The 23,709-nt window shown below is 56.4% G+C and carries 14 protein-coding genes, 12 pseudogenes and 1 riboswitch; of the genes and pseudogenes, 9 read left to right on the top strand and 17 right to left on the bottom strand.

The features are described 5' to 3' along the window. Positions 1 to 28 precede the first annotated feature (28 nt). The 4 genes from MUBE_RS18955 to MUBE_RS07270 form a co-directional block, all read right to left on the bottom strand. Positions 29 to 160: a hypothetical protein gene (locus MUBE_RS18955; protein ID WP_279386689.1), complete on the bottom strand. Its 132-nt coding sequence runs from the start codon at positions 158 to 160 to the stop codon at positions 29 to 31. Further along, positions 157 to 522 (bottom strand): hypothetical protein, encoded by a 366-nt coding sequence (locus MUBE_RS07285; RefSeq protein WP_133297075.1) that lies wholly within the window; start codon positions 520 to 522, stop codon positions 157 to 159. Before MUBE_RS07285 ends, MUBE_RS18955 begins: the two co-directional genes overlap by 4 nt. A gap of 268 nt (positions 523 to 790) precedes the next feature. Beyond that, positions 791 to 1,030, bottom strand: coding sequence for a hypothetical protein (locus MUBE_RS07275; protein ID WP_116540033.1), 240 nt, complete (start codon positions 1,028 to 1,030; stop codon positions 791 to 793). Between the two features lie 112 nt (positions 1,031 to 1,142). Beyond that, positions 1,143 to 1,553: a cold-shock protein gene (locus MUBE_RS07270; protein ID WP_116540032.1), complete on the bottom strand. Its 411-nt coding sequence runs from the start codon at positions 1,551 to 1,553 to the stop codon at positions 1,143 to 1,145. Between the two features lie 158 nt (positions 1,554 to 1,711). Here MUBE_RS07270 and MUBE_RS17685 point away from each other — a divergent pair. From MUBE_RS17685 to MUBE_RS07245, 4 genes and pseudogenes are all read left to right on the top strand, one after another. Further along, positions 1,712 to 2,059: pseudogene (locus tag MUBE_RS17685) on the top strand (YccF domain-containing protein). Between the two features lie 56 nt (positions 2,060 to 2,115). Beyond that, positions 2,116 to 3,221, top strand: a pseudogene (locus MUBE_RS20140) (radical SAM protein). Between the two features lie 23 nt (positions 3,222 to 3,244). Beyond that, a pseudogene (locus MUBE_RS17680) lies at positions 3,245 to 3,513 on the top strand (MoaD/ThiS family protein). Between the two features lie 234 nt (positions 3,514 to 3,747). Next, a riboswitch (cyclic di-AMP (ydaO/yuaA leader) is annotated at positions 3,748 to 3,941 on the top strand. A gap of 8 nt (positions 3,942 to 3,949) precedes the next feature. Further along, positions 3,950 to 4,642: a transglycosylase family protein gene (locus MUBE_RS07245; RefSeq protein WP_116540030.1), complete on the top strand. Its 693-nt coding sequence runs from the start codon at positions 3,950 to 3,952 to the stop codon at positions 4,640 to 4,642. 41 nt (positions 4,643 to 4,683) lie between these two features. On the opposite strand, the pseudogene MUBE_RS07240 reads toward MUBE_RS07245, so the two are convergent. The 4 genes and pseudogenes from MUBE_RS07240 to MUBE_RS07225 form a co-directional block, all read right to left on the bottom strand. Continuing rightward, positions 4,684 to 5,102, bottom strand: a pseudogene (locus tag MUBE_RS07240) (molybdenum cofactor biosynthesis protein MoaE). Next, a pseudogene (locus MUBE_RS17675) lies at positions 5,099 to 5,591 on the bottom strand (molybdopterin-binding domain-containing protein). The pseudogenes MUBE_RS07240 and MUBE_RS17675 overlap by 4 nt, the downstream one beginning before the upstream one ends. Continuing rightward, positions 5,585 to 6,116 (bottom strand): annotated as a pseudogene (gene moaC, locus MUBE_RS07230) (cyclic pyranopterin monophosphate synthase MoaC). The pseudogenes MUBE_RS17675 and moaC overlap by 7 nt, the downstream one beginning before the upstream one ends. Before the next feature lie 10 nt (positions 6,117 to 6,126). Continuing rightward, on the bottom strand, positions 6,127 to 6,327 hold the full coding sequence (locus tag MUBE_RS07225) for a hypothetical protein (protein ID WP_165849765.1): 201 nt from the start codon (positions 6,325 to 6,327) through the stop codon (positions 6,127 to 6,129). Positions 6,328 to 6,498: 171 nt separating this feature from the next. Between MUBE_RS07225 and MUBE_RS07220 the strand changes: the two are divergent. Then, positions 6,499 to 8,712, top strand: a pseudogene (locus MUBE_RS07220) (helicase-associated domain-containing protein). Positions 8,713 to 8,753: 41 nt separating this feature from the next. Next, positions 8,754 to 10,403: pseudogene (locus tag MUBE_RS07215) on the top strand (DNA repair helicase XPB). Here the strand turns inward: MUBE_RS07215 and MUBE_RS07210 are convergent. Continuing rightward, positions 10,400 to 11,451, bottom strand: a pseudogene (locus tag MUBE_RS07210) (thiolase C-terminal domain-containing protein). The pseudogenes MUBE_RS07215 and MUBE_RS07210 sit on opposite strands and share 4 nt — an antisense overlap. Positions 11,452 to 11,919: 468 nt before the next feature. Here MUBE_RS07210 and MUBE_RS17670 point away from each other — a divergent pair. After that, positions 11,920 to 12,203: pseudogene (locus MUBE_RS17670) on the top strand (putative quinol monooxygenase). A 575-nt stretch (positions 12,204 to 12,778) separates the two neighbouring features. Here the strand turns inward: MUBE_RS17670 and MUBE_RS07200 are convergent. From MUBE_RS07200 to MUBE_RS07180, 5 genes are all read right to left on the bottom strand, one after another. Beyond that, the gene (locus MUBE_RS07200) at positions 12,779 to 13,009 is read right to left on the bottom strand and encodes a cytochrome P450 (RefSeq protein ID WP_116540028.1); all 231 of its coding nucleotides are present in this window, start codon (positions 13,007 to 13,009) and stop codon (positions 12,779 to 12,781) included. A 297-nt stretch (positions 13,010 to 13,306) separates the two neighbouring features. After that, positions 13,307 to 13,456 carry a hypothetical protein gene (locus MUBE_RS15720; protein ID WP_165849757.1) on the bottom strand — a complete coding sequence of 50 codons (150 nt, stop codon included), beginning with the start codon at positions 13,454 to 13,456 and terminating at the stop codon, positions 13,307 to 13,309. A 309-nt stretch (positions 13,457 to 13,765) separates the two neighbouring features. Further along, entirely contained in the window at positions 13,766 to 13,936 is a 171-nt protein-coding gene (locus MUBE_RS15715; protein ID WP_165849756.1) for a hypothetical protein, read from the bottom strand. Between the two features lie 36 nt (positions 13,937 to 13,972). Beyond that, a complete protein-coding gene (locus MUBE_RS07190) occupies positions 13,973 to 14,200 on the bottom strand; it encodes a DUF6545 domain-containing protein (RefSeq protein WP_133297074.1) in 228 nt (75 codons plus the stop codon). 2,510 nt (positions 14,201 to 16,710) lie between these two features. Further along, a complete protein-coding gene (locus MUBE_RS07180) occupies positions 16,711 to 16,935 on the bottom strand; it encodes a hypothetical protein (protein ID WP_116540024.1) in 225 nt (74 codons plus the stop codon). Positions 16,936 to 17,176: 241 nt separating this feature from the next. Here MUBE_RS07180 and MUBE_RS20135 point away from each other — a divergent pair. Beyond that, positions 17,177 to 18,347, top strand: a pseudogene (locus tag MUBE_RS20135) (FAD-dependent monooxygenase). Between the two features lie 159 nt (positions 18,348 to 18,506). Here the strand turns inward: MUBE_RS20135 and MUBE_RS07170 are convergent. Then, complete coding sequence (locus MUBE_RS07170) at positions 18,507 to 20,651, bottom strand: 3-hydroxyacyl-CoA dehydrogenase NAD-binding domain-containing protein (protein ID WP_116540023.1); 2,145 nt, start codon at positions 20,649 to 20,651, stop codon at positions 18,507 to 18,509. Positions 20,652 to 20,655: 4 nt separating this feature from the next. Beyond that, positions 20,656 to 21,867: an acetyl-CoA C-acetyltransferase gene (locus tag MUBE_RS07165; protein WP_116540022.1), complete on the bottom strand. Its 1,212-nt coding sequence runs from the start codon at positions 21,865 to 21,867 to the stop codon at positions 20,656 to 20,658. 181 nt (positions 21,868 to 22,048) lie between these two features. Here MUBE_RS07165 and MUBE_RS07160 point away from each other — a divergent pair. After that, positions 22,049 to 23,245 (top strand): annotated as a pseudogene (locus MUBE_RS07160) (aminotransferase class I/II-fold pyridoxal phosphate-dependent enzyme). On the opposite strand, the gene MUBE_RS15710 reads toward MUBE_RS07160, so the two are convergent. Continuing rightward, entirely contained in the window at positions 23,238 to 23,381 is a 144-nt protein-coding gene (locus MUBE_RS15710) for an SRPBCC family protein (RefSeq protein WP_165849755.1), read from the bottom strand. The pseudogene MUBE_RS07160 and the gene MUBE_RS15710 sit on opposite strands and share 8 nt — an antisense overlap. Positions 23,382 to 23,709: the final 328 nt, after the last annotated feature.

Raw genomic sequence — 23,709 nt, 5'->3', positions numbered from 1 at the left:
ACTGCTGCCGACCTCAGAAATGGGCTGCTCAACTGCCAAAAGCAGTCGCAAAGAACTGCACTGCGGCCTCGGCGATCTCGGTGTGGATTGCGAGGCGGTCCACACTCGGAGCGTCGATGAACACTTCGGGAAACTCATAGCGTTCCCTGGTTGCATTCATTTCCTGGTTGCACTCATCGCCGAAAATCTCGTGGTCGACAGTGCTGGATAGTATGTTGAACTTGGCACTAGGAAATTGGCGGCTGCAAATTCCGCATTCTCCTTGACCGGTGTCTGAGTGCCATGAGCTCTGACAATGAGACAGCTGGGCACCCTCAACTGATGCAGGCCAGCCTCATCCATACCGAAGTCTTGGAGGACGCCGGAGGCCATCGCTAGAACTGCTTTGATTCGTGGGTAAGCGATGTCAAGAGCGGGGGCAACGTCCAGTGATAGCTGGTCGTGAATATCCGCCGGGATCGCCAGATTGTTTTTGAAGCCTTGTTGGAAGGTCAGGAATTTCTCGGTGTTGACCTTGCGCACCGCCAATCCATAATGACATGAATACCCATGCGAGTGTCCGGTTACCCTAATCCGTTTTGAGATCCTCCAATGGACTCCAAAACGAGTTGTCAACAAATAAATTCGCGGTCAAGGTCAAATGCTTTGGCCACTGCCACAGCTTGCTGGTGAGGTACTCGATGCTGGAGTCGTAGATGTTGGCGCAGTAATGGTTGATTGCGGCCACGACATACCCACGGCTGGCCAGTGTCTGAGCAAACCACGCATACTGCAACCCGTTACATCGCGGTCATGCGAGAACAAGAATCAGCGGACACCAGTGACCGTCTAACACCGGCAGCAACTCACCGTAGAAGCCCAGGTTGGTGAAAACGGCCTTTGGGAACGGCTTGTCCGAGGGACCTGGTACCTGAACAGGGTAAAAGACGTTCAGTGGGAGGTGGCGCGCATCCACTTTGGGGTTGCTGTCGTTGATAAAGTTGACCTGTCGCAAGCCGACCTGGTACGTGGGCATCGGGATCGACGCCACCAGGGTGTTTTCGGTGCACTAGATCAGGGGTCTCAGAACAGGAAGTTCGCCACGATGCGAACAACGACGTCACGCAGAGCGGTCTTGAAGCGAATCAGCCTAGTCAGACCGACTAGGAGTCGAGCTCGCGTGCCACCGCCTTGACAACCTCGGATACCCGCCTGGCCGTCTTGCGGTCCGGGTAGCGGCCTTTACGCAACTCGGGCTGCACCGTGCTCTCCAGCAAAGTAATCATGTCTTCGACCATGCCGTGTAGCTCATCCGGACTGTGCCTGTGCTCGGCCAGCGCGTCGCGGCGCGCCTGGCGAACTAGGCTCGGCGGCGGATCAATCAGCTTGAGACTCAATGCCTGCGGCCCGCGTCGGCCAGAAGCCACGCCGAATTCCACTCGTTGCCCGGCTTTGAGCCCTTCGACACCCGCGGGCAATGCCGACGAGCGGACGTAGACATCTTCGCCATCCTCCTGCGAAAGGAAGCCAAACCCTTTATCGGCGTCGTACCACTTCACCTTGCCGGTCGGCACTGGTCTCACCTGCTATCACTAAGATGGACAAAAGAATAAGCGTCCCGCCTACGCGGGCGAGACGCGATGTTGGTTCCTGGATTCTACTCGGACGGTTGCCAGCGAAGCACCCAGATCAGTCGTTACTCGGTAGGGTGGTATTATTACCTGGAGAAGATATGCGACTGATGTTGAACGCCATATGGCTAGTTTTCGGCGACCTTTGGCCGACTCTCGGCTATCAACATTGCGGCAGTTATCAGCTTCTTGTTTAATCGTCACCACTTCCTTCAACTTCGCAGCCCTGCTCATCCCGTCATACGCGTTGTGGCCATTAGGCCGGACAATCATCGACAAGCCCAGTGCCAGAACGGGCGCTCTCGTCGGCAACGTCATGTGGATACTGCTGTTCGGGGTATGGCTCGACTATCGAGCACCTGGTCAGTGTCGCAACGATAGCAGTCACAATCATCGGAGTTCCGCTGACACTGGCCAACCTCAAATTCATCTCAACTTCGTTGGTTTAGCTAAACAAAGACATCGCCAAAATCGGCTCGTCAACTCGATTCCAGCGGGTAACCGTATGACGCTGACCACTTTAGGAGTGCCGGCAATACCTGACCACATGCCGAACCAGATGAACAACCACACCGCCACTCGGAACGTACCGACCGATTGCCTTCTAGTGGACACATTCGGCAGGTTAGCCACCGAACCCGCGGGTATCGCTGACTGACCGCTGCAACCTACGCTGCGCCTAATTGCATGCTAGCAGCAGGTCTGGATCAACTGCCGGACCAGCAGCTGCGGCGGCCCGACGAACTCACCAGGCTCATGGGCATCGCGGTCATCCAGGCGCGACGTTACCAGCGTGCAGTTCACCGGTGGTGAGCCACTCTTGTCCCGCTACCTATAAAGAGATGGTCGCAGCGACAACCAGTCTGCACCGCCGACCGGCGGTCTCATTAACTACCAACAGTGTTAGGACTGGCCTGGCGGGCTGCCCACTCTGGCTGACGCAGACCTGAACTAAGTCAACGTGTCGATGCACAGCGTGGGCCACGCCCGCTTTGCGGCCACCACCCGTCGAGACCGACTTACTGACGTGGTGACCGCCTTGGCTGCCGCCAAGCAGACAGGTTGCGTGCCGGTCAAGGTGAAAGCCGTGCTGGACCCTACAAACAGGCACGAAAATGTCGTCAAGTTGTTGCAATTCTGCCTGGATCAAAGCGATGCAGTTACAGCTCATCAAGCAGATGATGGTATGCCCTAAGTAACACTGACAGTAGGAGGCTGTACTGACACCGGCGACGTTCTAGCGACACTAACAACCTCACTTCCGGTTGCGATAGGACCTAGCGCCGCACGGCCCGCCTACAACCGAATTCTAACTTAATCAATATCTATTGTGCCATGCCGCCGGGGAAGTTCGGCGTCATTGCCTCGGCATCGAACGCCTTATGCACGAGCTGTGACCGCACCCGGTTGACGGTCGACGGCCAAATCCGTAGCTGTCTGTTTTCAAGTGATGAAGACCAACCTAACACGTCCTGCTGCGCAGCAACGCGGACGACAAGACCATCGAAACAGCGTGGCGCATCGCCTTGAGGGCAAGTCCGCTGGCCCTGGCATCAACGAAACCCAACCTTTGTCCAGCCCAACCGCCCAAGGGGCGCGAACAGCAGCTAAAGTACCCGACCAAATCGGTCGGAATTCGGGTCAAGGTACGCTATTTAGCCGCCACGCAGGTGGTTGCTGGCGCCGAATTGGAGACTGATGACATTGTGACCGGGAGTGACGTTGTGACCGGGAGCCACAGCCGCCGAGTTGGTAGAGACCCGTGCGGTGCGGGGTGTGTGGCTCGCCATAGTATTTGAGCTGATGCTCCTATCTGCGCGACAGCATCGTTGTTCACGACCAAGCCATGGCACTGTATTCCGGTGACACGATCGACGTCTTGCCACCTTTTGCGGGTGTATAGGGCTGTGATGTTCAGCACATAACGGAACGACAACGACACGGACACGGACCGATATCGAGTGCTTGTGAACTGCGTAAACATGGTCAGTTCTTGGAATTTTGTCGCATTACGACACGCGAAACACAAAGCTCCTCAACACGTGACGATAGCGCCTGCAACCGTTACCTTCTCCGAAGGCTCGCCAAATTGGCTAGTGGCGGTCCTCCCCCCCTACAGCGTCGAGCTCCATCCAGTAGGCGGGGGACGCCAAGCGGTGGATGGAGACGGAGGACTTGCTAGATACGCCGAAATCGGACCAGGGCCGTATACGGCCCTTTGGGATGAAGCCGGCGTCATCTCTTTGACGAGTACAGCGCCGGCCGGGTGGCTTTATCTAAATCTAACCCGAATCCGACAGCTGACTCCGTAGGCGCGTATCGAGAGGAATACCTGGCGCATGAGTGGACGTCACCATAAGCCCACTACATCAAACATCAGCTTCGCGAAAATCGCCCTTACCGGGGCGGTGCTAGGCGGCGGTACCATCGCCCTTGCCGGCCAGGCAAGTGCGGCCACCGACGGTGAATGGGATCAAGTAGCCCGTTGCGAGTCAGGTGGAAACTGGGCTATCAACACCGGCAACGGATACCTCGGTGGCCTGCAGTTCTCGCAAGGTACCTGGACATCGCATGGCGGCGGCGAGTACGCTCCATCGGCCCAGCTGGCCACCAGAGAACAGCAGATCGCTGTCGCTGAACGCGTGCTGGCGACCCAGGGTCGCAGCGCCTGGCCTGCCTGCGGTCACGGATTATCGGGCCCGACCCCGCGGGAGGTCCTTCCCGCCGGGATGAACACGCCCGGGATCAACGGTGCGCCAGCCGACGCCTTCCCCCCGGCACCATCCGCTGACACGCCTCCCCCACTTCCTCTACCCGCAGACACCCTCCCGTTTACCCTGTTCCCGCCACCAGCCGACGCCTTCCCCCCGGCACCATCCGCTGACACGCCTCCCCCACTTCCTCTACCCGCGCAACCGCAGCAGACCTCGAGCGTCGGCTATACACAGAAACTATGGCAAGCGATCCGGACCGAAGACGTGCACGGAAACGATGCGCTCGACACACTCGCCCAATCGTTCCTCCTTAGTTGACGCCCTGCGTCGCAGGCAGGTCTTGATGTGGCCAGCTTCGGTCAGGCCGAACTCGCCGATTGGTCAGTGCCGTCATCGAAGAGCTGATACCCTCCACGTCGGCAACCGTGCCTCAATGGTATTGACCAGAGGGACGCAGGTGTTGAATGCCACCTGTCGATGATCTGCTTAGACCGCGGCCACCAAGGCGGCCTCGCCGCTCTGCAGCACACCGATCCTGGTGGCTGACTGCGACCACATGCACCTCGTTGGGCTGCTCAGCTACTTCAATCACCACGTCGGTGAACACCTGAGCAGCCAACGGATGTGCGGAATACTCCTGCCGCAACACTCGACGTCGATCGTCATGGTCACAGATCATTCCAACGAAACCGACGACAGTTCCGGCCGATTGATAACTCACCAAATCCTCGTGCTCGGCCAGTGAGATCGGCTGCTCGTTGAACAGAACTAGTGTCATCGTTGGTGATCTCCTCTGGCGAGCTGATCGAACGCGTGTTCTAGAACATTAACGATGTATCGTGAGACCGTCACGCACCACGCTGAGCAAACCGGGCAAATTTACGATTAAGATCCGGCTGGCCACACTGCACAGCCCACGAAGTAGTACCGACGTCGGTACGTTTGGTAACCCGCTCCGACGTATAGCATCGGCAAGCCCGGGGATCTTTTAGTTCAGCACCGCCACAGTCTGGCTGGGGATGCTAGACTATACGAGATGCTGGTGTCACCGGAGGTGATGTTAACACCGGCGTGCGCATCGACCGCGTACCGCAACGCTTCACTAACCGGGTTCCCGTCGGCAACCACCTCCGGCTGCACAGGCAGGAAAAACCCAAGCTGTCCAAGATACTCCAGGATGATTTAGCCCACATCCATCGTCAAACATACCAGACAACGCACGGGTAGCAGCAATGATGATTAACGCGGAACGACCGCCTGTCACCATGCCCAAGCTCCTCTTCTACCACCCTCCTGGCGAAACACGCGAGTGTAGTCGACGCGGGCGACCGGGTTAACCGCTTTGATCATGTCTATAGAGAGTTAGCCGGACCACGCTGACAGTGGTCAGCGCCTCCATCTCCACTACCGGTGCGGTCGGTGCTGTTCAGTGTAGCGGTGATCTCGATATCCGATTCGCCGACGGTGAAGTCCACGTCGACACTGGTGAGGGCAAACTAATGAGATAGCAGGACCAAGTCGCTGGTGCATTTGACCGCCAGAATGCCCACTACCCGTGCGGCAGCCAACGCACCACCTTTGGGCAGGCTCCCTGGTCGAGATCAGCGTTACCAACGTGTGCTGAGGGATGCAAGGCTCCCGCAGCAACGGCGGTACGCTTGATGATGACCTTTTCGGTGCCATCGATTATATGCTCTGCCCCCTGCTCATCTAGATGCGACAACGGGCCCGAACGGGATTCTCCCGATCCGCATGTCACAGCAGGCCTAGGCACCCCATAGGCCCTAGCCATCTCGGTGGCTCTACCGGTTGATGACGGTGACCGGATGCACGTAGGGCAAGTCGTCGGCGGGCAGCGGAAACACCACCTCACCGAAGGGCGATAACGCGCCTGTGCAGTCGGTCACCAGTTCGCTTACCGCGTGGCCGTCTGGATCAATCGTCGGCCAGCCATTGTCCACGTATCTGTTTTTGCGTACTTTACTCTTAGCAATATCAATCACAACATACATTCTTACAGGTCTTATACCTGTACGTGACGCTACGCACCGCTGCTGTGGGCTCATGCCCGCCCGCTGATTCGGGCAAGCCTTGCATCGCGCCCAGCTGCCTTACGCTAATCAGCAATGACCGACAACACCCCGGATATCCCGCTGGGGTCCTAGCTAGCCGACTTGCCCGACGAGCGACTGATCCAGCTGCTGGAGTTACGGCCCGACCTGGCTCAACCGCCACCCGGCAGTATCGCGGCACTGGCTGAGCGGGCACAGGCCCGCCAGTCAATCAAGGCTGCCACCGACGAGCTCGACTTCTTACAAATCGTGGTGATCGATGCACTGCTAGTGCTGCAGGCCGATAGCAGGCCAGTACCGACCACCAAACTGCAGGCACTGATCGGCGACCGCGCTCCCCAGGCCGATGTGGTCAGCGCGCTAGACTGCCTTCGACAACGCGCTCTGGCCTGGGGCGAGACAACGGTCCGGATAGCCGCCAACTCCGCTACGGCATTGCTATGGCATCCGGGGCAAGTCACGCTCGAGGACGTTTCGCGCACCAGCGAACAGATCGCCGAGCTGATAGCCGGACTCAACCAAGCGCAGCTGGACGTGCTACAGAAATTGCTCGAAGGGGCCCCGCTGGAGCACACCCGCGACGCCATACCTGAAGCCTCACCCGATCAGCCAGTATCCCAGCTAATTAAAATAGGTCTACTACGACGGATCAATACCGAAACGGTGATTCTGCCCCGCCGCGTCGGGCAGGTGTTGCGCGGCAAGTATCCCGGTCCACGACAGCTGACGCAGCCGGATCCGGTGGTTTCGACAACCACACCCTAATGACGCCGACGCCGCGGCCGCCGGGGCGGTCATCGAGACGCTACACGAACTTGATGTCCTGCTTGAGATCCTCGGCAACGCACCGGTTTCCGAGCTACGCAACGGCGGACTAGGAGTTCGTGAAGTCAAGCGGCTGGCCAAAGCTACCGGCATCGACGAGCCGCGGCTGGGCTTGCTCCTCGAGGTCGCGGCCGCGGCTGGATTAATCGCCAGCGGCATGCCCGACTCTGAACCAACCATTGGTGACAGCCCCTATTGGGCACCGACGGTGACAGCCGACCGGTTCACCGCGATGTCGCTCGCGGAGCGTTGGTATCTGCTGGCCAGCACCTGGCTTGACTTGCCGTGCCGGCCCGCGTTGATAGGCAGCCGCGGAACCGACGCTAAACCGTATGTCGCCCTTTCAGATTCGTTGTATTCAACAGCAGCACCGCTAGATCGCCGGCTGTTGCTTGGCCTGCTCGCCGAACTACCAGCCGGAGCCGGTGTCGGCGCAGCTGAAGTGTCGGCGGCGCTGACCTGGCGGCGCCCACACTGGGCCAAGAGGCTGCAGCCCGAACCTATCGCCGACCTGTTGGCCGAAAGCCACACAATGGGCCTGGTGGGTCGCGGCGCGATCAGCATACCCGGACGCGCGCTGCTGGACGAGACCGTTGCCTCCGCTGACCTCGCGGCCACGGTCACGGCGATGACACGGGCACTGCCCAAACCGACCGACTATTTTCTCGTGCAGGCTGACCTGACGATCGTCGTACCCGGGCCGCTACAACGCGATCTCGCCAAGGAACTTGGCGCGGTGGCCACCCTAGAATCAGCCGGCGCAGCGTGCGTATACCGCATCAGCGAGCAGTCAATCCGGCATGCGTTAGACATCAGTAAAACTCGCGATTGGATGCATGCACTCTTTACAAAACATTCTAAAATGCCAGTGCCACAAGGACTTATATATCTCATTAATGATGTTGCGCGTCGACATGGCCAACTCCGGGTTGGCATGGCCGCATCGTTTATCCGGTGCGAGGACCCGGCGCTGCTGGCCCAAGCTGTGACGGCCGCAGAAGAGCTGCAGCTAAGGGCCCTGGCTCCCACAGTGGCGATATCTCCCGCCCCATCGTCAAAGTCCTCGTTGCATTGCGGGCCGCAGGGTTCGCTCCAGCCGCCGAAGACTCCTCCGGCTCCGTCGTTGACATCCGACCTCGCGGAGCACGGTTACTCACACCACAGCATCGATGGCTATACCACTCACCGCAGCACCCAAGCACTGAAACCCTAAACGCGGTCATCGCAGTGCTACGTAACGTGACCGCTACACCGTTTAGCAATATCCGCATCGACCCTGCCGTCACCATGTCGCTGTTGCAACGCGCCACGAGAGAACAGATCACGCTAAGGATCGGCTATCGCGAAGCTGCCGGCGTGACCACCCAGCAGGTGATATTGCCAATCGCCATACGGGGCAATCAGCTGATGGCCTTCGATTCGGAGCCCGGGCGGCTACGCGATTTTGCCATCCACCACATCACGTCAATGATGTCGCCCGACGACCAATAATGGAATCCCATGACCGCCAGCGATGAAAAGGAGCGGTACTAGTGACCGACGGGCCGTTGATAGTGCAGTCCTATAAAACAGTGCTGCTCGAAGTGGGCCATGAGCTGGCCAATGTTGCACGTGCCGCTATAGGGCCGTTCGCCGAGCTGGAACGCGCACCCGAACACGTGCACACCTACCGCATCACACCGTTGGCGTTGTGGAACGCCCGAGCCGCAGGCCATGACGCTGAGCAAGTTGTCGACGCATTGATCAGTCACTCCCGCTACGCGGTGCCGCAGCCGCTGCTGGTCGACATCGTCGACACTATAGCCCGCTATGGGCGGCTGCAGCTGGTCAAGAATCCTGCCCACGGCCTGACATCGGTAAGCCTGGATCGCACAGTGCTTGAGGAGGTATTGCGTAACAAGAAAATCGCACCGATGCTGGGATCCCGGATTGACGACGAAACCGTCATCGTCCATCCCAGCGAACGCGGCCGAATCAAACAACTTTTACTCAAGATTGGTTGGCCTGCAGAAGATCTCGCTGGTTACTTCGACGGTGAGACATACCCAATCAGCTTGCAGCAAGACGGTTGGCAGCTGCGCGACTACCAGCAGCTGGCCGCTGACTCGTTCTGGTCTGGCGGCTCCGGAGTGGTGGCGCTGCCGTGCGGCGCCGGCAAAACGCTGGTGGGGGCGGCCGCGATGGCGAAAGCCGGAACGACGACGCTGATCCTGGTCACCAACATCGTAGCTGCGCGACAGTGGAAAAACGAGCTGGTCGCGCGCACTTCGTTGACTGAAGGCGAAATTGGTGAGTACTCCGGAGAACGCAAGGAAATCCGACCAGTGATCATATCAACTTACCAGATGATCACCCGCCGTACCAAGGGCAAGTACCGGCATCTGGAACTGTTCGGCAGCCGAGACTGGGGTTAATCATCTACAACGAAGTGCACCTGTTGCCGGCACCAGTGTTCCGGATGACCGCCGACCTGCAATCCAAGCGACGACTGGGTCTGACCGCCACGTTGATTCGCGAAGACTGTCGCGAGGGTGACGTGTTTTCCTTGATCGGCCCGAAACGCTATGACACGCTGTGGAAAGAGATTGAGGCGCAGGGCTGGATCGCGCCAGCGGAGTGCGTTGAAGTTCGGGTAACGTTGACCGACAACGAGAAAATGGCCTATGCCACCGCCGAACCCAAAGAGCGCTACCGTGTTTGCGCGACGGCGCAATCGAAGATTGCAGTGGTCAAGTCGGTGCTGGGTCGCCACCCCGGCGAGCAAACCCTCGTGATCGGTGCCTACTTGGATTAGCTCGACGAGCTTGGCGTCGAGCTCAACGCTCCGGTCATTCAGGGGGGCAACAAGAACCAAACAACGCGAAGCGCTGTTCGACGCGTTCCGTCACGGTGCATTCTCAACACTGGTGGTGTCCAAGGTCGCCAACTTTTCCATCGACTTTCCAGAACTAACTGTGGCAGTACAAGTTTCGGGAACTTTTGGCTCACGTCAAGAGGAGGCGCAGCGTCTGGGCCGGTTGCTGCGGCCCAAGGCCGACGACAATGGAGCCATCTTTTACACAGTGGTCGCCCGCGACAGCCTGGACGCCGAGTACGCAGCACACCGGCAGCGATTCCTAGCCGAGCAGGGCTACCGCTACATTATCCACGACACCGACGACCTACTGGGACCGGCGATCTAGACCGACAGGATGGTCGTTGACGAAGCCCTCAGCGCACCATACACACACTTGACCCAGACCAACACGCAAGTTGTCGAATACCTGATGTTCGCCCGCCTCGCAACTGAATAATCGGCTCGCGCGTCTGTCGCAGCCTTAGTGCTCCGATCAAATCGCCGTTTGCAATCAACCCGTCATCAGTGTTGATCAGAATCGATCCGTGGATCTAAGTGGCGTCGTCAGCCATCAGTTTTTCTTGCTCGCCGTCAGCGCACAGGCCCATCTCGGCCATGTGGATGACCTAAGCACAGGCATCGATGTCCTGCAGCTAGGACGAGGCCGATGTCCTCGGGTCCGATACCTGCGGATTCGTAAACGACTTTGGCCACGTACACCACCGGCGAGGCATCTTCCGCGAACGGAGCAAAGGCAGCATACACGTTGTAAGCGCCGTATAGCCGAGGCACGCAGTCATGGCGACAACACCCTCGTCGGACACACAGAACATGCATTGCGTGAATCAACAACATAGCACAGTTGAGTTTGATGATCTCGTCCTCAATCATCGGCTTGCGAAGGAATGTATTCGGGTTAAGTGCACCGTTACGGTAGTTTTTAGCGGCGATTTTGTTCAGCATGGTCTGAGAGATGTCGTGGTCGTGTAAGTATTTGTTCTCCTTCATTCCGAAAAACTTGGTGGTGACGAACTGTCCGCTCTGCCCGTACCATTGTGGCAACGTCAACTTAGCTGAATAGTCAGTGAAGGCGCCGCGGAGACGCTCGTCCAGGCCAACGGCAATACCGAATCGTGTCAACGGCCTGTTGAATGACGCTGGCTGCCGTGGCACAGGCGTTAAACACGTTGGTGAACGGGATACTGGCCAGCCCGACCAGACGCGTCACCGTATCGAGGTTGGACACTTCGTGGCTGCAGTCTAAGCCGAATTGCATGTCTTTCCAATTGCACCCAACGTCCGTCAGCGCGGATTGGATAACCTCGTAACCCATCTGCAATTGCGGTCTGGTCGAACCTGTCAAAGGGATACAGGCTCACGCCAACGATGGCTATACATTAGTCAGCACTGGCCATCTCCGACTCCTACCGATGTAACCGTGTACGTAAGGGGCTTGTTACCGAATCTTGATTCGGTGGTAGGTGGTGGCACCACAGTCACCGCATTAACCGCCGACTAGCTGTGGGTTCTCGGCAGGCCAGGACGAGCTTTCGAAGACGAATACCTTCTGCATCGAGGAATCCCCAGGATCGTCCAAAGTCCACAGCACAATAACGCTACTCGCTGAAAAGTGTAGAAGTGCCCGACTAGGTGGAAATTACGTTCTAACTGCCGTAACGATGCGGAACATCGACCAATAGGCGAGCCGCCGAAGAGGTACCACTCGCGATATCGCTTTCCCAGATCATGTAGTGCTCCCCGCACGGTACCCATGCACCGCGCGAAGCTGATGAGGCAACCGCACGAAGACAGTTATTTTGAGATAACAATCTCAACCTTAGGAGGCTATCGTACCGGTGACAATGCTACTCGAACTTGAATTCAAAACGGAAGTGGTGTAGGCGGCTCACGGCATCATGGGTCGGGCGCTACAGGACACCCGAGCATTCGACGGCAATCTCCACACTGACGTACTCGTCGATCAGGACGACGAAGCGCCACTGGATCATCTACGAACTCTGGGACACGATCGAACACTACAAGTGCCTACCGCAGATTTCGTGCCCGCGAAGGTCGATTGACGGAGCTGCCTTCGTTGCCAACTGTGCCTCCGATCAAAGCGAAATACATCACGACCGATATCTAACTCAACGCAGGAATCAATTAGCAAAAGAGCTCAAGTTCAACACCAGCTTCATTGTACCCAGTCGGCCGCACCTTTGGCTTCGGGACGACGGTGGAGACGTAAGAGCAGGCCCTTGGGCTTAAGTGTCATAACCTGGAGTTGGTAACTAGGTTGTGGTTTCACGGTGAATTTATGCACTATCGCAGCCAACGCCAACACCATTTCGTGGAGAGCGAATTAGCGGCCGATGCAGGCCCGGGTCCCGGTACCAACGGGCTTATAAGTGTAAGCAGATAGCTTGGTAGATTTTCAGGCAAAAACGGTCGGGGTTGAATTCGTTAGCATTTTCCCAGTTTCAGTAGCAGTGAGTGATCGTAAGCAGGATAAAAATTCAATCACTTGCGCACACAAGGTGTTTGCTGTTTCCGAGGATGGTGTCGCGACAGGCTTTACGTAGTTAGTCGGGCGTTACCGGCCACAGGTACAGGATTTTATCGATGACGCGGAGTGGGTAGCGCAGCTTGGCGACGTCACCTAATGAAACGATATATTGGGATGCTGCGGTCGGACCGGCATTGGTCGACTTCGCAGTGAGCTTAGGCAGCGATGCCGGGGTTTGCGGACAGATAACGCAGGGCGAATGCGATGGTGTTGGCCAAGGTCTCGCTGCCGGCAACCAGCAGCGTAAAGATAGAGTTGATGACGTTGTCGGTGTCGAGCTGATCGTCGGTATCGGAACCGATGCTGTGCAACATGATGTCGAGCATGTCGTCGTGAGGACCTGCTATCGCAGTTACGGCGGCGAGTGTCGACAATGTCGCAGACATACCAGCAGATGTAGGTGTTATCTACGACATCCTGTTGTTTCTGTTTTGTCCAAAGAGTTTGGTATAGATACGGTATGGCGTCGGTGCGGGCGGTGAGCCTGAAGTAGGAAAGTTCACAGATAACAACGACGATAAACACGTTGTCGCTGGGGTCACTGAGCGTACTGAACTAGTAGCCCGATCCGGCTCGAACGATGATTGCGATGTTGCGCCAATTAGCATAGGCAAGGATACCGATTCAAGATTAGTCGGCGTTATAAGCGCGCCAAACTTCGATGAGTTCGCCGACCGTAACAGTTATGCTACAATAGAAAAATCATCATGACTTTTTTGGTAAAGTCCGGCATTAAAATCATTAAAATTAGTGTACGCCTTGCGCCAGTTGGGCTCATGCTTATAAGCGGTGAACAGCCCATCGCTCATCAAGAAGCGCAGTTTGCGCATCACGTGTCCGATGTACTTGTCTCACACGGTTTCATCGTTGACCTCGTCAATCAGTTCGGGATTGGCCAGCGCTATTAGCTACATACCAAAGATGCGTTGCTCGCTGATTCCACTGTCCAGCTTGTCGAACTCGACACTAGAATCCCTGAGCGAGTTTGGCGAAGTCGGTCATGAAGAAACCACCAAGGAAAGGCAATCGAAAACAAGAATGAGAAATCGGTATGGCAATAATCAAAGTAATACTGAAGAGCTCACTTTCATGTCAGAGCCAGATACTGTGATACGCTCAACTGTAGCGTAAGCAGCCCGCTACTACTTCGCCAACTTTAATAGTTCGGTTACTCCTTTCTCAAGGCTAGATGCACGCGACCCCCAGATCAGCGCTACCTCACGTAGTTGAGACGTGACGTCGACCATCTTGGCTCTGACAATCTGAGTCGGGTGGAAAATCTCGATCGCGACGTTGCGTTCGCGAGCAGGCACAATGCTAGCTTTTCCTAGGAAACTAACCAAATGGTGTCAGAACATTTCGCGACAAAAGGGACGCAGTTGCAAGATGGTGTCACGGATTTCGACGACAATGCAGTGTAGTTGCAACGTGGTTTTGAGGTGTTGATGATCGTCAAAGTCGAAAACACATTCTGGGAACGTGATTTTCATGCTCTGCCACAACAGCTGCAACTTACGCCAGCTGCGGCTGATTAGATCCAAGCTAAACCCGCCGAGTAGCTTCATCAGGCACGGCACAGCACTAAATCATGCAGATGCCGAACACCGTCCAGAAATTAGTGGACCTGTAATACCGAAGCCTGTAATCAGCCGTGCTCGTCTAGCCAAGCTGGTCAGAAATATACTGTAGGCTCACCTCTTACAGAACGGTAAGTACAAGAATTGCACTCAGCAGCAGTATACTGATGGGGATCAGACGTTCGCGGTGCTGGGTGACGGTATGCCGCTCAAGCAGATACCCTCAGAGCAAGTACACACCTAAGGACCACGGACACACATACGGAGAAGGTCTAGGCGGCTACCCGGTCCCAGCTGCCGGCGATTTCAAGAGACTCGCTGAAGGTCCGAGAGCGGATGCCACAATGTGAGGTATGTCGCGCACAAAAACAGCGCAGCCAGACGATAATAGCAGTGTCTTCGGCACCTTTCGGCCGACGACCGGTCCGTCCACAACAGGGTGAACCCAATAAATTCAGTGGCAGCCAAGCCCAACACAGCTCTAGACAGTTGCCGAACGTCCGCGGAAGCCAGGAAGAGCATATTCTCCATTAGGTGCTCATGGAGAATATGCGCCAATAGCGTCAATGCCATCAAGTTGTTGAGGTATCTACCGTAAAGATTGTTGTTTAACTATCGGTAGCGCGCGACGACAATGATGACCGTAAATATGGATCACACCGGGCAGTGTCGAGCTCATCGATAGATTGTCTGAATTATGTGCGATGGAAAAAGCATTGCGCATAATCAAGGTCTACTCGTTGGCTTCGATTGTGACGATCATAAGCATATTCGCGAACATTTCAGTGCCACACTCTTGATCGTCCACAAGGACTGTACACCTAAGCACGTTTTTACACGGTAGCAGAATCACTTTTGGATAGCAGTTTGTGAAGAATCAAGAAGTTTAGTTTTACACTGGTATCAGCCTGGCGGCCACCGACGTAACTCAACACCATATGTCCGATTTCGTGACACATAATTTTATCTATACAATAATCTACCGCCTCGGTGTGCTGAAATCATTGTCACAGATTAACCCTAAACCATAGAGGCTTTCGGTGAACGCCGAGATATCGGTAGGGATTAGCCGGATGGGCCGATCTCTTCGGTGGGTGAGGTTCTCAGTGAAGACATCTCTATTCTCGGGCACAGAAATAAACAGTATACGTGCTAGAGTGAGTAGCTCAGCACTAGGCGCTGTCATTGATGTCACCTTCCTGAGAAGGGGTTATCGGAGACAATTGCTCAAGCTGACGCACATGATCAGCCATTGTTGTCAAGCGGTTGAGAGACTGAGAAATTAAGCCAAATACACACACTGCCAGATCACGTGCTCCAGGTCACATCGCGCTTGGATAGCGCTTAGACGAGGTTGGATTGGACGTCGGTGTGGGGATCGAGACCAGAGTCTACAAGGAGAGGATGGGACAACGCTGATGAATTCAACAGTCGCCCGTAGATGTTGGACGGTCGGGTTGTTTTTGACCCCGATACGGGGTTACCACGTGTAAGCCGAGCTGATCGACACCCCGGCCTTTTGGTGTTGTTGATGGCCTCGGCCACGTTGGACAGCGGAGTTCCGCATGATCTTGAAGAGTTTGTCGAACTTCACCGACAATTCAAATTCTCCCGAGGAGCTATCTGACTCAACCGCGCTGGTCAATATACCCTAGTTGCATATGTGGTATCGCGGTATGTGCCGAAGTTGCTACACGACCTCGGGGATCGAGATATTATATTTATTTTAGTAGCATGTTGCAACATCGAAAATTTACTTATATCAATACAATACGACTCTCGCAACCTTCCCGAACAGCCTCAACCCAGCCCATGGTCACAGCGTTGCGGTCTCGGTATCCAAACGAATCGCGGCTCGTCAGCCTTATGTCGCAGCCAACACGCCAGCCTTCCTGGTTACCAGTCACAGCATCTAAAGAACGTTTGGCATCAATGACAACGCGTTCGCATCCTGGGTCGCGCCCGAAGGTGACGAGCGGGGCTACAAACTTTCCGACCCGAGTACTACCTGTACCAGGTTAGCTCTATCGGACTTGGTCTATGGGGCGCTCAGTGCTTATGTACTCGTCAACAACCCCGTGATCAAACTCAACCTCCACGCTGGCGGTGCCGGATATCTCGCGCGATTCAATAATGCCGCTAGCCGCCAGTAGTTGCTGAGCCTAACCAAAGTAGACCACGGAATCGACTAGCCACCAAAAGATCTTACCCCCAATGAGGAAGCACACTTTCACCTGCAATAAGTTTGGGGTAGCGCCAACGCATTACTCGATGACTTATTGGCATTTGCGCGCAACAGATTCGATTTAGAGTTCTAGGCTGCAGTCATCATCGACGTTGCGAGTTTGGTTGAGGAGGTTAGTCGCATTTGCCCAGTTCAACGTCTACCCAGGACACGCTTAACGATTCATAAGCGTACATCGGGGAAACCACAGACAACAGTGTTGCAGCCCACTACATGCACCCACCGCGTGAGTAGACTCAAGCGAGCGTCGGCTTCGGCCCGGATGCTAGCTTGCTGAGCCGGTCACCCCACGCCAGCACCTTGTCAACAAGGCCAAGGTCAGCCCAGTGCCGGCCAGCTCGGCCAACGCTAGCACGGGGCCCTCATGTTGCCAGTAGTGGAAATCGAAATAGCCCTGCAGGAACTGGCGAGTATCAGTGTAGCCAAGGTTTTCCTGGTTGGTAACAAATTGCTCGCCCTCGTCGATCAACGGTACCAGAATGCTGCACACCAGGTTGTCTCGTTAAAGGAAATGGTGACATAACGCAGATTTTAAGGATCCCCAGCTTGTCGGCGATGTTTTGCAGGCTGGTGTGCTGCACGTCTTGCTGAAGAAACAAATACCGAGCGACCTTCTTGGATGCACTGGCGGGTTCTTGACCGCGGACTACCCACTCAACGAGCTTAATTTACTTACCGATAGGTAAGCACCCACGTTACTTACCGAACGCTAGGTAAGTTAGTAGCGCGTCATGCGGATTCTGATCGCCGGAGCCAGCATCTCTGGTCTTGTGCTAGCGTACTGGCTCACCCGGTACGGATTCGAGATCACCGTTATCGAATGCGTGCCGGCATTGCGAAAGACGGGTGGTCACACCGTTGACCTATTCCGACCGTCGATGGAAATTTCGGCGAAGATAGGCGTGCTGTCGCGGATCAAGGCGCTAACCACCGGAACGAACGCTGCGACGATTTACCGTGAGAACATACACCAGCCGGTCCGCATCGATATCACCAAAGCCATTGACGCCGTAGCCGATCAGTACATGGAAATCCTGTACAACGATTTTAACAAAGCTTACTACGCCGCCGGCCGCGACCACGTCGACTACCTATTCGATAACTCGACCGCGGCAATCTCCCCGACGACAAAGTGATCTTCGAGCGCGCGGCGCCACGCAAGTTGGACCTCATGGTAGGCGCCGACGGATTGTACTCAAACGTTCAGCACCTGGCTTTCGGTGAGTACGCCGAGAATACACAGTTCCTGCAGGTACTTGGCGGTGGAGTCGATGCCAAAAACGCTTGTTCACGAAGGCTAAGTAAATCAGGAACATCGGCGCTGACTGTCTGGCAGCGATCTACAATCGCGCAGCCCTCGAAGATACACGCGCGGTGTTCCTGTTCCACACCGAAAACGAACTGGAGTATCACTACCGAGCTGCCTTACGGCAGCAAAAGCTGCTGCACGCGACGTTCGCCGAGGATGCATCCGCGGTGGAAAGCTGATTGGGCGAACTCGACCACACATCCGCGTTCTACTTCGACTCGATCATCCAGTTGCAACTGGCTAGCTGGTCAAGCGAACGGGTCACGCTGGTAATGTGATATCTGAGTATTATCCGGGGCCCGCGGCAGGTGACAACACCAGTCTTTTTGGTGTTTGGCCCCTACGTATTAGTCGACCAGCTAGCGCAGACGAATAAAGGCTACACGCAAGCGTTCGCCGCCTACGAACGGCAGACGGCCGATCCTGTACGCCGCAGTCGCACCTTTACTCGCACTGTAGCCCAGGACCTCGTCCCCAACTCCGCTGCTGGAGTGTAGGAGCTGACTCACAGCGCACGACTGATCTCACTGCTGCCGACCCTACTCACCAGGACGTTAGCTGAGTTCAACGTCAAAGGGCGCGTGGCTCTATGACTCGATGCAGTTCAGAACTACAGCGCAGCAACAGTCGACTAGACCGGCGGCATTCAGCGCCGCGACGTTCAACCAGCCACAACGACATGCCAAAATAATGCACCGTAACTTTATGCTTCGACACTGGGACTGGCTGAACACGACCAGACACCAAAGTGACTATAGCAGCGACTCCGGCGGTACGAAGCGGTCGCCATACTGGGCCGCTAGCTCACGGGCTCGGACCACGAAGGCCTCCTTGCCGATACCAGCCGGGCCAGAGTAGCCAACGATGAACTGCGCGCTGCCACCGGTCCATGGCGGAAATCCGATACCCATGATGGACCCGATGTTGGCGTCAGCAGCGGACGTCAGCACGTTCTCATCGAGGCACTTCTGGGTTTCCAGCGCCTCGGCGAACAGCATTCGATCGATCATGTCCTGTAACGGCGGCTGCGATGAGCCGGATTTGAATGTCTCCCGCAACCCCGGCCACAACCCGGACCGCTTGCCGTCGACGTACTCGTAAAAGCCGGCCCCCTTTAGCCGGCCGGACCGGCCTAACTCAATCATCTTCTCCACCACGGCTTCTGCCGAGTGCGGCTCATACATGCCGCCAGCATCCTCAATACCCTTGCGGGTAGCGACTGCGATCTTGTGCATCAGCTCCAGGTTGAGCTCATCGGACAACTGCAGTGGCGGCGCCGGGTACCCGGCTTGCGACCCTGCCTGCTCGATGCTGGACGGCTCCACCCCCTCACCGAGCATTGCCAGCGCCTCGTTGACGAAGGTGCCAATCACCCGCGAAGTGAAGAAACCACGGCTGTCATTGACCACGATCGGGGTCTTACCGATAGTCAGGGTATAGTCGAAAACCCGGGCCAATGCCTCGTCGGAAGTCTTCTCGCCTCTGATGATTTCGACCAGTGGCATCTTGTCTACCGGCGAGAAGAAGTGAATCCCGATAAAGTCCTCCTGCCGCTTGACACCGGTCGCCAAACCTGTAATCGGCAATGTTGAAGTGTTGGACCCGAGGACAGCACTAGGCTCGACAATATCTTCGATCTCTTGAAACACCTTGCGCTTAAGTTCCTGGCTCTCGAATACCGCCTCAATAACAAAGTCGACACCCTTGAGATCGCCAGAGTCGGCCGTCGGAGTGATGCGTGCCAACAGGGCATCACTCTTCTTCTGCGTGGTGCGGCTCCGCTCTAACGCCTTGGCTTCCAACTCCTCCGAGTAGCCCTTACCCTTCTGTGCAACCTCCAAACTCACGTCCTTAAGCACCACATCATAGCCGGCCTTAGCCGAAACATAGGCAATGCCGGCACCCATCATGCCTGCACCCAACACACCGATCTTCTTGATCGGGGTTCTACCAATTCGCTCGGGACGCGAACCTCCACCGTTGATGTGCTGCAGATCGAAGAAGAATGCCTGGATCATGTTCTTGGCGACCTGGCCGGTGACCAGCGAAACGAAATAGCGACTCTCAATGCGGCTGGCGGTGTCGAAGTCAACCTGCGCACCCTCGACCGCGGCGGCCAAGATCGCCTTCGGAGCCGGCATCGGCGCGCCCTTGAGCTGCTTACGCAGCAGCGACGGGAACGACGGTAAAATGGCCGCCAGCCCTGGGGAGGACGGTGTACCGCCGGGCATCTTGTAGCCCTTCTTGTCCCACGGCTGCTCGTGCGCCTCGGGGTTGACCTTGATCCACGCCTTGGCGGCCGGAACCAGCTCCTCGACTGTAGGCAACAGTTCGTCGACTAGCCCGATCTCCTTGGCCTTGGCCGGCTTGAAACGGGTACCCTGCGACAAGATGTTGACAAACGCGTTTTGGATACCAAACATCCGCACCACACGAGTCAGCCCACCACCGCCAGGCAACAGGCCCAACGTGACTTCGGGCAGGCCGAGCTGACTGCCCTTGACATCTGCGGCGATCCGATGATGACATGCGAGCGCGATCTCCAAGCCACCGCCCAGCGCGGTCCCGTTGATAGCGGCAACTACGGGCTTACCCAGCATTTCCAAAGTGCGCAGCTGCTTCTTGACCGTCTCGACGGTGTCGAAGAACTGCTCGGCGTCCTCGGGTCTGGCATTAACCATCGCGGTAAGATCACCGCCAGCGAAGAACGTCTTCTTTGCACTGGTGATAACCACACCGATAATCGAATCCTTTTCCTCGGCAATGCGATCCACCACCTTGCCCATCGATTCGATATAGGCGTCGTTCATCACATTGACCGATCCGGACGGGTCGTCCATGGTCAGCGTGACGATGCCGTCCGCATCCTTTTCCCACCGAATTGTATTGTCTGCCATGCGATTAAACCCTCTCGATGATGGTTGCGACACCCATGCCGCCCCCGATACACAGCGTGACAAGCGCACGCCTGGCGTTGCGGCGCTCCAGTTCATCGACCATGGTCCCGAGGATCATCGCGCCAGTGGCACCTAGCGGGTGGCCCATCGCGATAGCGCCACCGTTGACGTTGAGCTTCTCGTCCGGGATGTTGAGGTCCTTCTGGAACTTCAGCACCACCGACGCGAACGCCTCGTTGAGCTCGAACAGGTCGATGTCATCGACAGTGAGCCCGGCGCGGTCGAGCACCTTGCGGGTAGCGGGCGTCGGCCCGGTCAGCATAATCACCGGATCAGCCCCGCTGGTAGCGGTGGCCACCATGCGCGCCCGTGGCGTCAGGCCTCGCGACTTACCAACAGCTTCGCTACCGACCACCACTAGTGCGGCGCCATCGACAATGCCCGAGCTGTTGCCGCCGGTGTGGACGTGGTTGACCTTCTCCACCCAGTGATATTTCTGCAAAGCCACATCGTCGAAACCACCCATCGCCGCCAGACCCTCAAAAGCCGGCTTCAGCTTGGCCAGACTCTCCTTGGTGGTGTCGGGCCGCATGTGCTCATCGTGATCGAGGATCAACAAGCCGTTCTGGTCGTGCACCGGTACCACAGACTTGGCAAAGTAGCCGCCCGACCATGCGGCCGCCGCCTTCTCCTGGCTGCGCAGCGCGTAGGTATCGACGTCGTCACGCGAAAAACCCTCAATGGTGGCAATCAAGTCGGCGCCGATGCCCTGTGGGATTACCATGATATCGTAGTTGATTATCGGATCTAGGCCCATCGCGCCGCCATCAGATCCCATCGGCACTCGACTCATCGACTCCACACCGCCGGCCAAAACTAAGTCTTCCCAGCCGGAACGCACCTTCTGCGCGGCGACGTTGACGGCTTCAAGCCCCGAGGCACAAAACCGGTTAAGCTGTACTCCACCAACGGTGACGGGTAGACCGGCGGCCAGCACCGCAGCGCGGGCAATGTTGCCACCCTGGTCACCCACCGGTGAGACGCACCCCAAAATGACATCGCTGATCAGGCTCTCATCTAGGTTAGGGTGGCGTTTCCGCAGCTCCTTAATTAGCCCGACGACCAGGCTCACCGGCTTGACCTCTTGCAACGATCCGTTCTTCTGCTTACCGCGAGGAGTGCGGATGGCCTCGTAGATGAAAGCTTCTTCGGACATGTCGACTTCCTGTTCGCAATGACGATTATAAAATCTTAGATCCGTCTTAAAGATTAGGTCCAGTACAAGCACATTAACAGGGAGTTCGGCCAAACCTGTTGGTTGGGCAATATTGCATTAGTCAGCGCCCGAACGTGACGCCGCGGTCGCGCTGGCGACGATACCCTTAAGCTCAATCACCATGACGGTATCACGACTAAGGTCCTACGCGGCCAAGGTATTCGCCGAAATGTTGGCTCTGGCTGAGCGCGTCGGTACAGTGAACCTCGGGCAAGGCTTCACCCGAAGAGTGAGGGACCTCCGGCGATATTGCAAGGTCACGCAAGACGACATCGCCAGCGGAGTCAACCAGTACCCAGCGAGAATAGACATCGCCCCGCTGTAGTAAACCATCGCCGCGCAACACCAGCGGCATTTTGGCGTCGAGTACGATTCCGACATCAACGTTCTGGTGAGGGTTGGAGCCACCGAGGCCATCGCTGCGGTGGTTATCGTTCTGATCAAACCCAGCTCGCAAGTATTGCAATCGAACCGTTCTACGACTCCATAGTCCCCAGCGGTGACAATGGCCGGCGCTAATTGAATAACCGTACCGCTGTCACTCGATGTGCGTGGCTTTGCGCTGGATATTGACGCACTGCACTGAGCGCTGACCCCTCAGACCCGCGCGTTTATCGTCAACTCACCGCATAATCCCACCGGCGTGGTGCTAAGCGCAAAAGAATTGGCTGAGATAGTGGAGATCACGGTGGCAGCAGACCTGTTAGTGATTACCGATGAGGTGTATCGAGCGTCTGATGTTCAAGTACCGAAAAGACCTGCTGTTGGCCAGCTTTAACGACATGGCTGAACGCACGATAACCATTTCCAACGCGGCCAACAAGATATTCAACTTCATCGGCTGCAAGATCGGGTGGGCATACGGCCCATCCGATCGCATCACCGGATTTTGGGCCGCAAAACAGTACCTGAGCTATTGTAGGTGGTGCGCCGTTCCCGCCAGCGGTGATCTTGGCGTTGGACACAGGACGCCTGGGTGTTTGCATCTCGGAGCTCTTGGCAGACAAGGCACCATCGACTGGCATCTGTCCTGGACTAAAATCAGCTTCGAAGTGCACAACAGCTACGACACGTACTTCCTCTGCGCCGACCCGTGTACGCTCGGTTACGACGACAGCGCAGAGTTCTGCGTGACCTTGTCGGAAAAGGTCGGAATAGCCGCCAGCCGACGTCGACATTCTGCGATCTAGCAGCCGAGTAATTCTCAAAAGCCGACATGTGGAATAACTTGGTGTACTTTACCTTCCACAAAAACGACGATACTCTAGACAAGGCAATCGATCGGCTCTCGATGCTCGGGAACGGATCCACTACTTAGACTCGTCCACACGGTCTCGATTCATGACGAAGTCTCGCAGGCCTTCCGTTGCAGTTTTGATCATTTTCTCGCGACCTGGATTACGCAAAAACTCCGGTAGCGGCGCCGACGGCTCTAGGGTGATGGCGAAACACACCCATGTTTCGTCCTCCCACCAATTGCAGGGTATACCTAAATGTGCTGGCCGTGCTGGTGCAACGTCTTGTAAGAATACTACATCGCCCAGTCAGATCCCCAGTGTAATTCGAGCAGTCCCCACTCGACGATTCCGGTTGCTGAGTCGCCACCATGTTCGGTGGCCTATATCCACGCAAATATCTCACCTAATGTGTTGTTTTGTGTTGTTTTGTGTTGTTTTGTGTTGTTGGTTGGTGGTGTTGAAGCGAGGTTTTGGTCTGTTCTTATCTGGGGAGAGTCTAGCCAGTGTGACCATGGTGATGTCGTGATGCAAGACCGTCGCCCCT

It is taken from the genome of Mycobacterium uberis (genome assembly GCF_003408705.1).
GTDB classification, from domain to species: Bacteria; Actinomycetota; Actinomycetes; order Mycobacteriales; family Mycobacteriaceae; genus Mycobacterium; species Mycobacterium uberis.
This window is presented reverse-complemented; position numbering and strand designations above follow the sequence as displayed.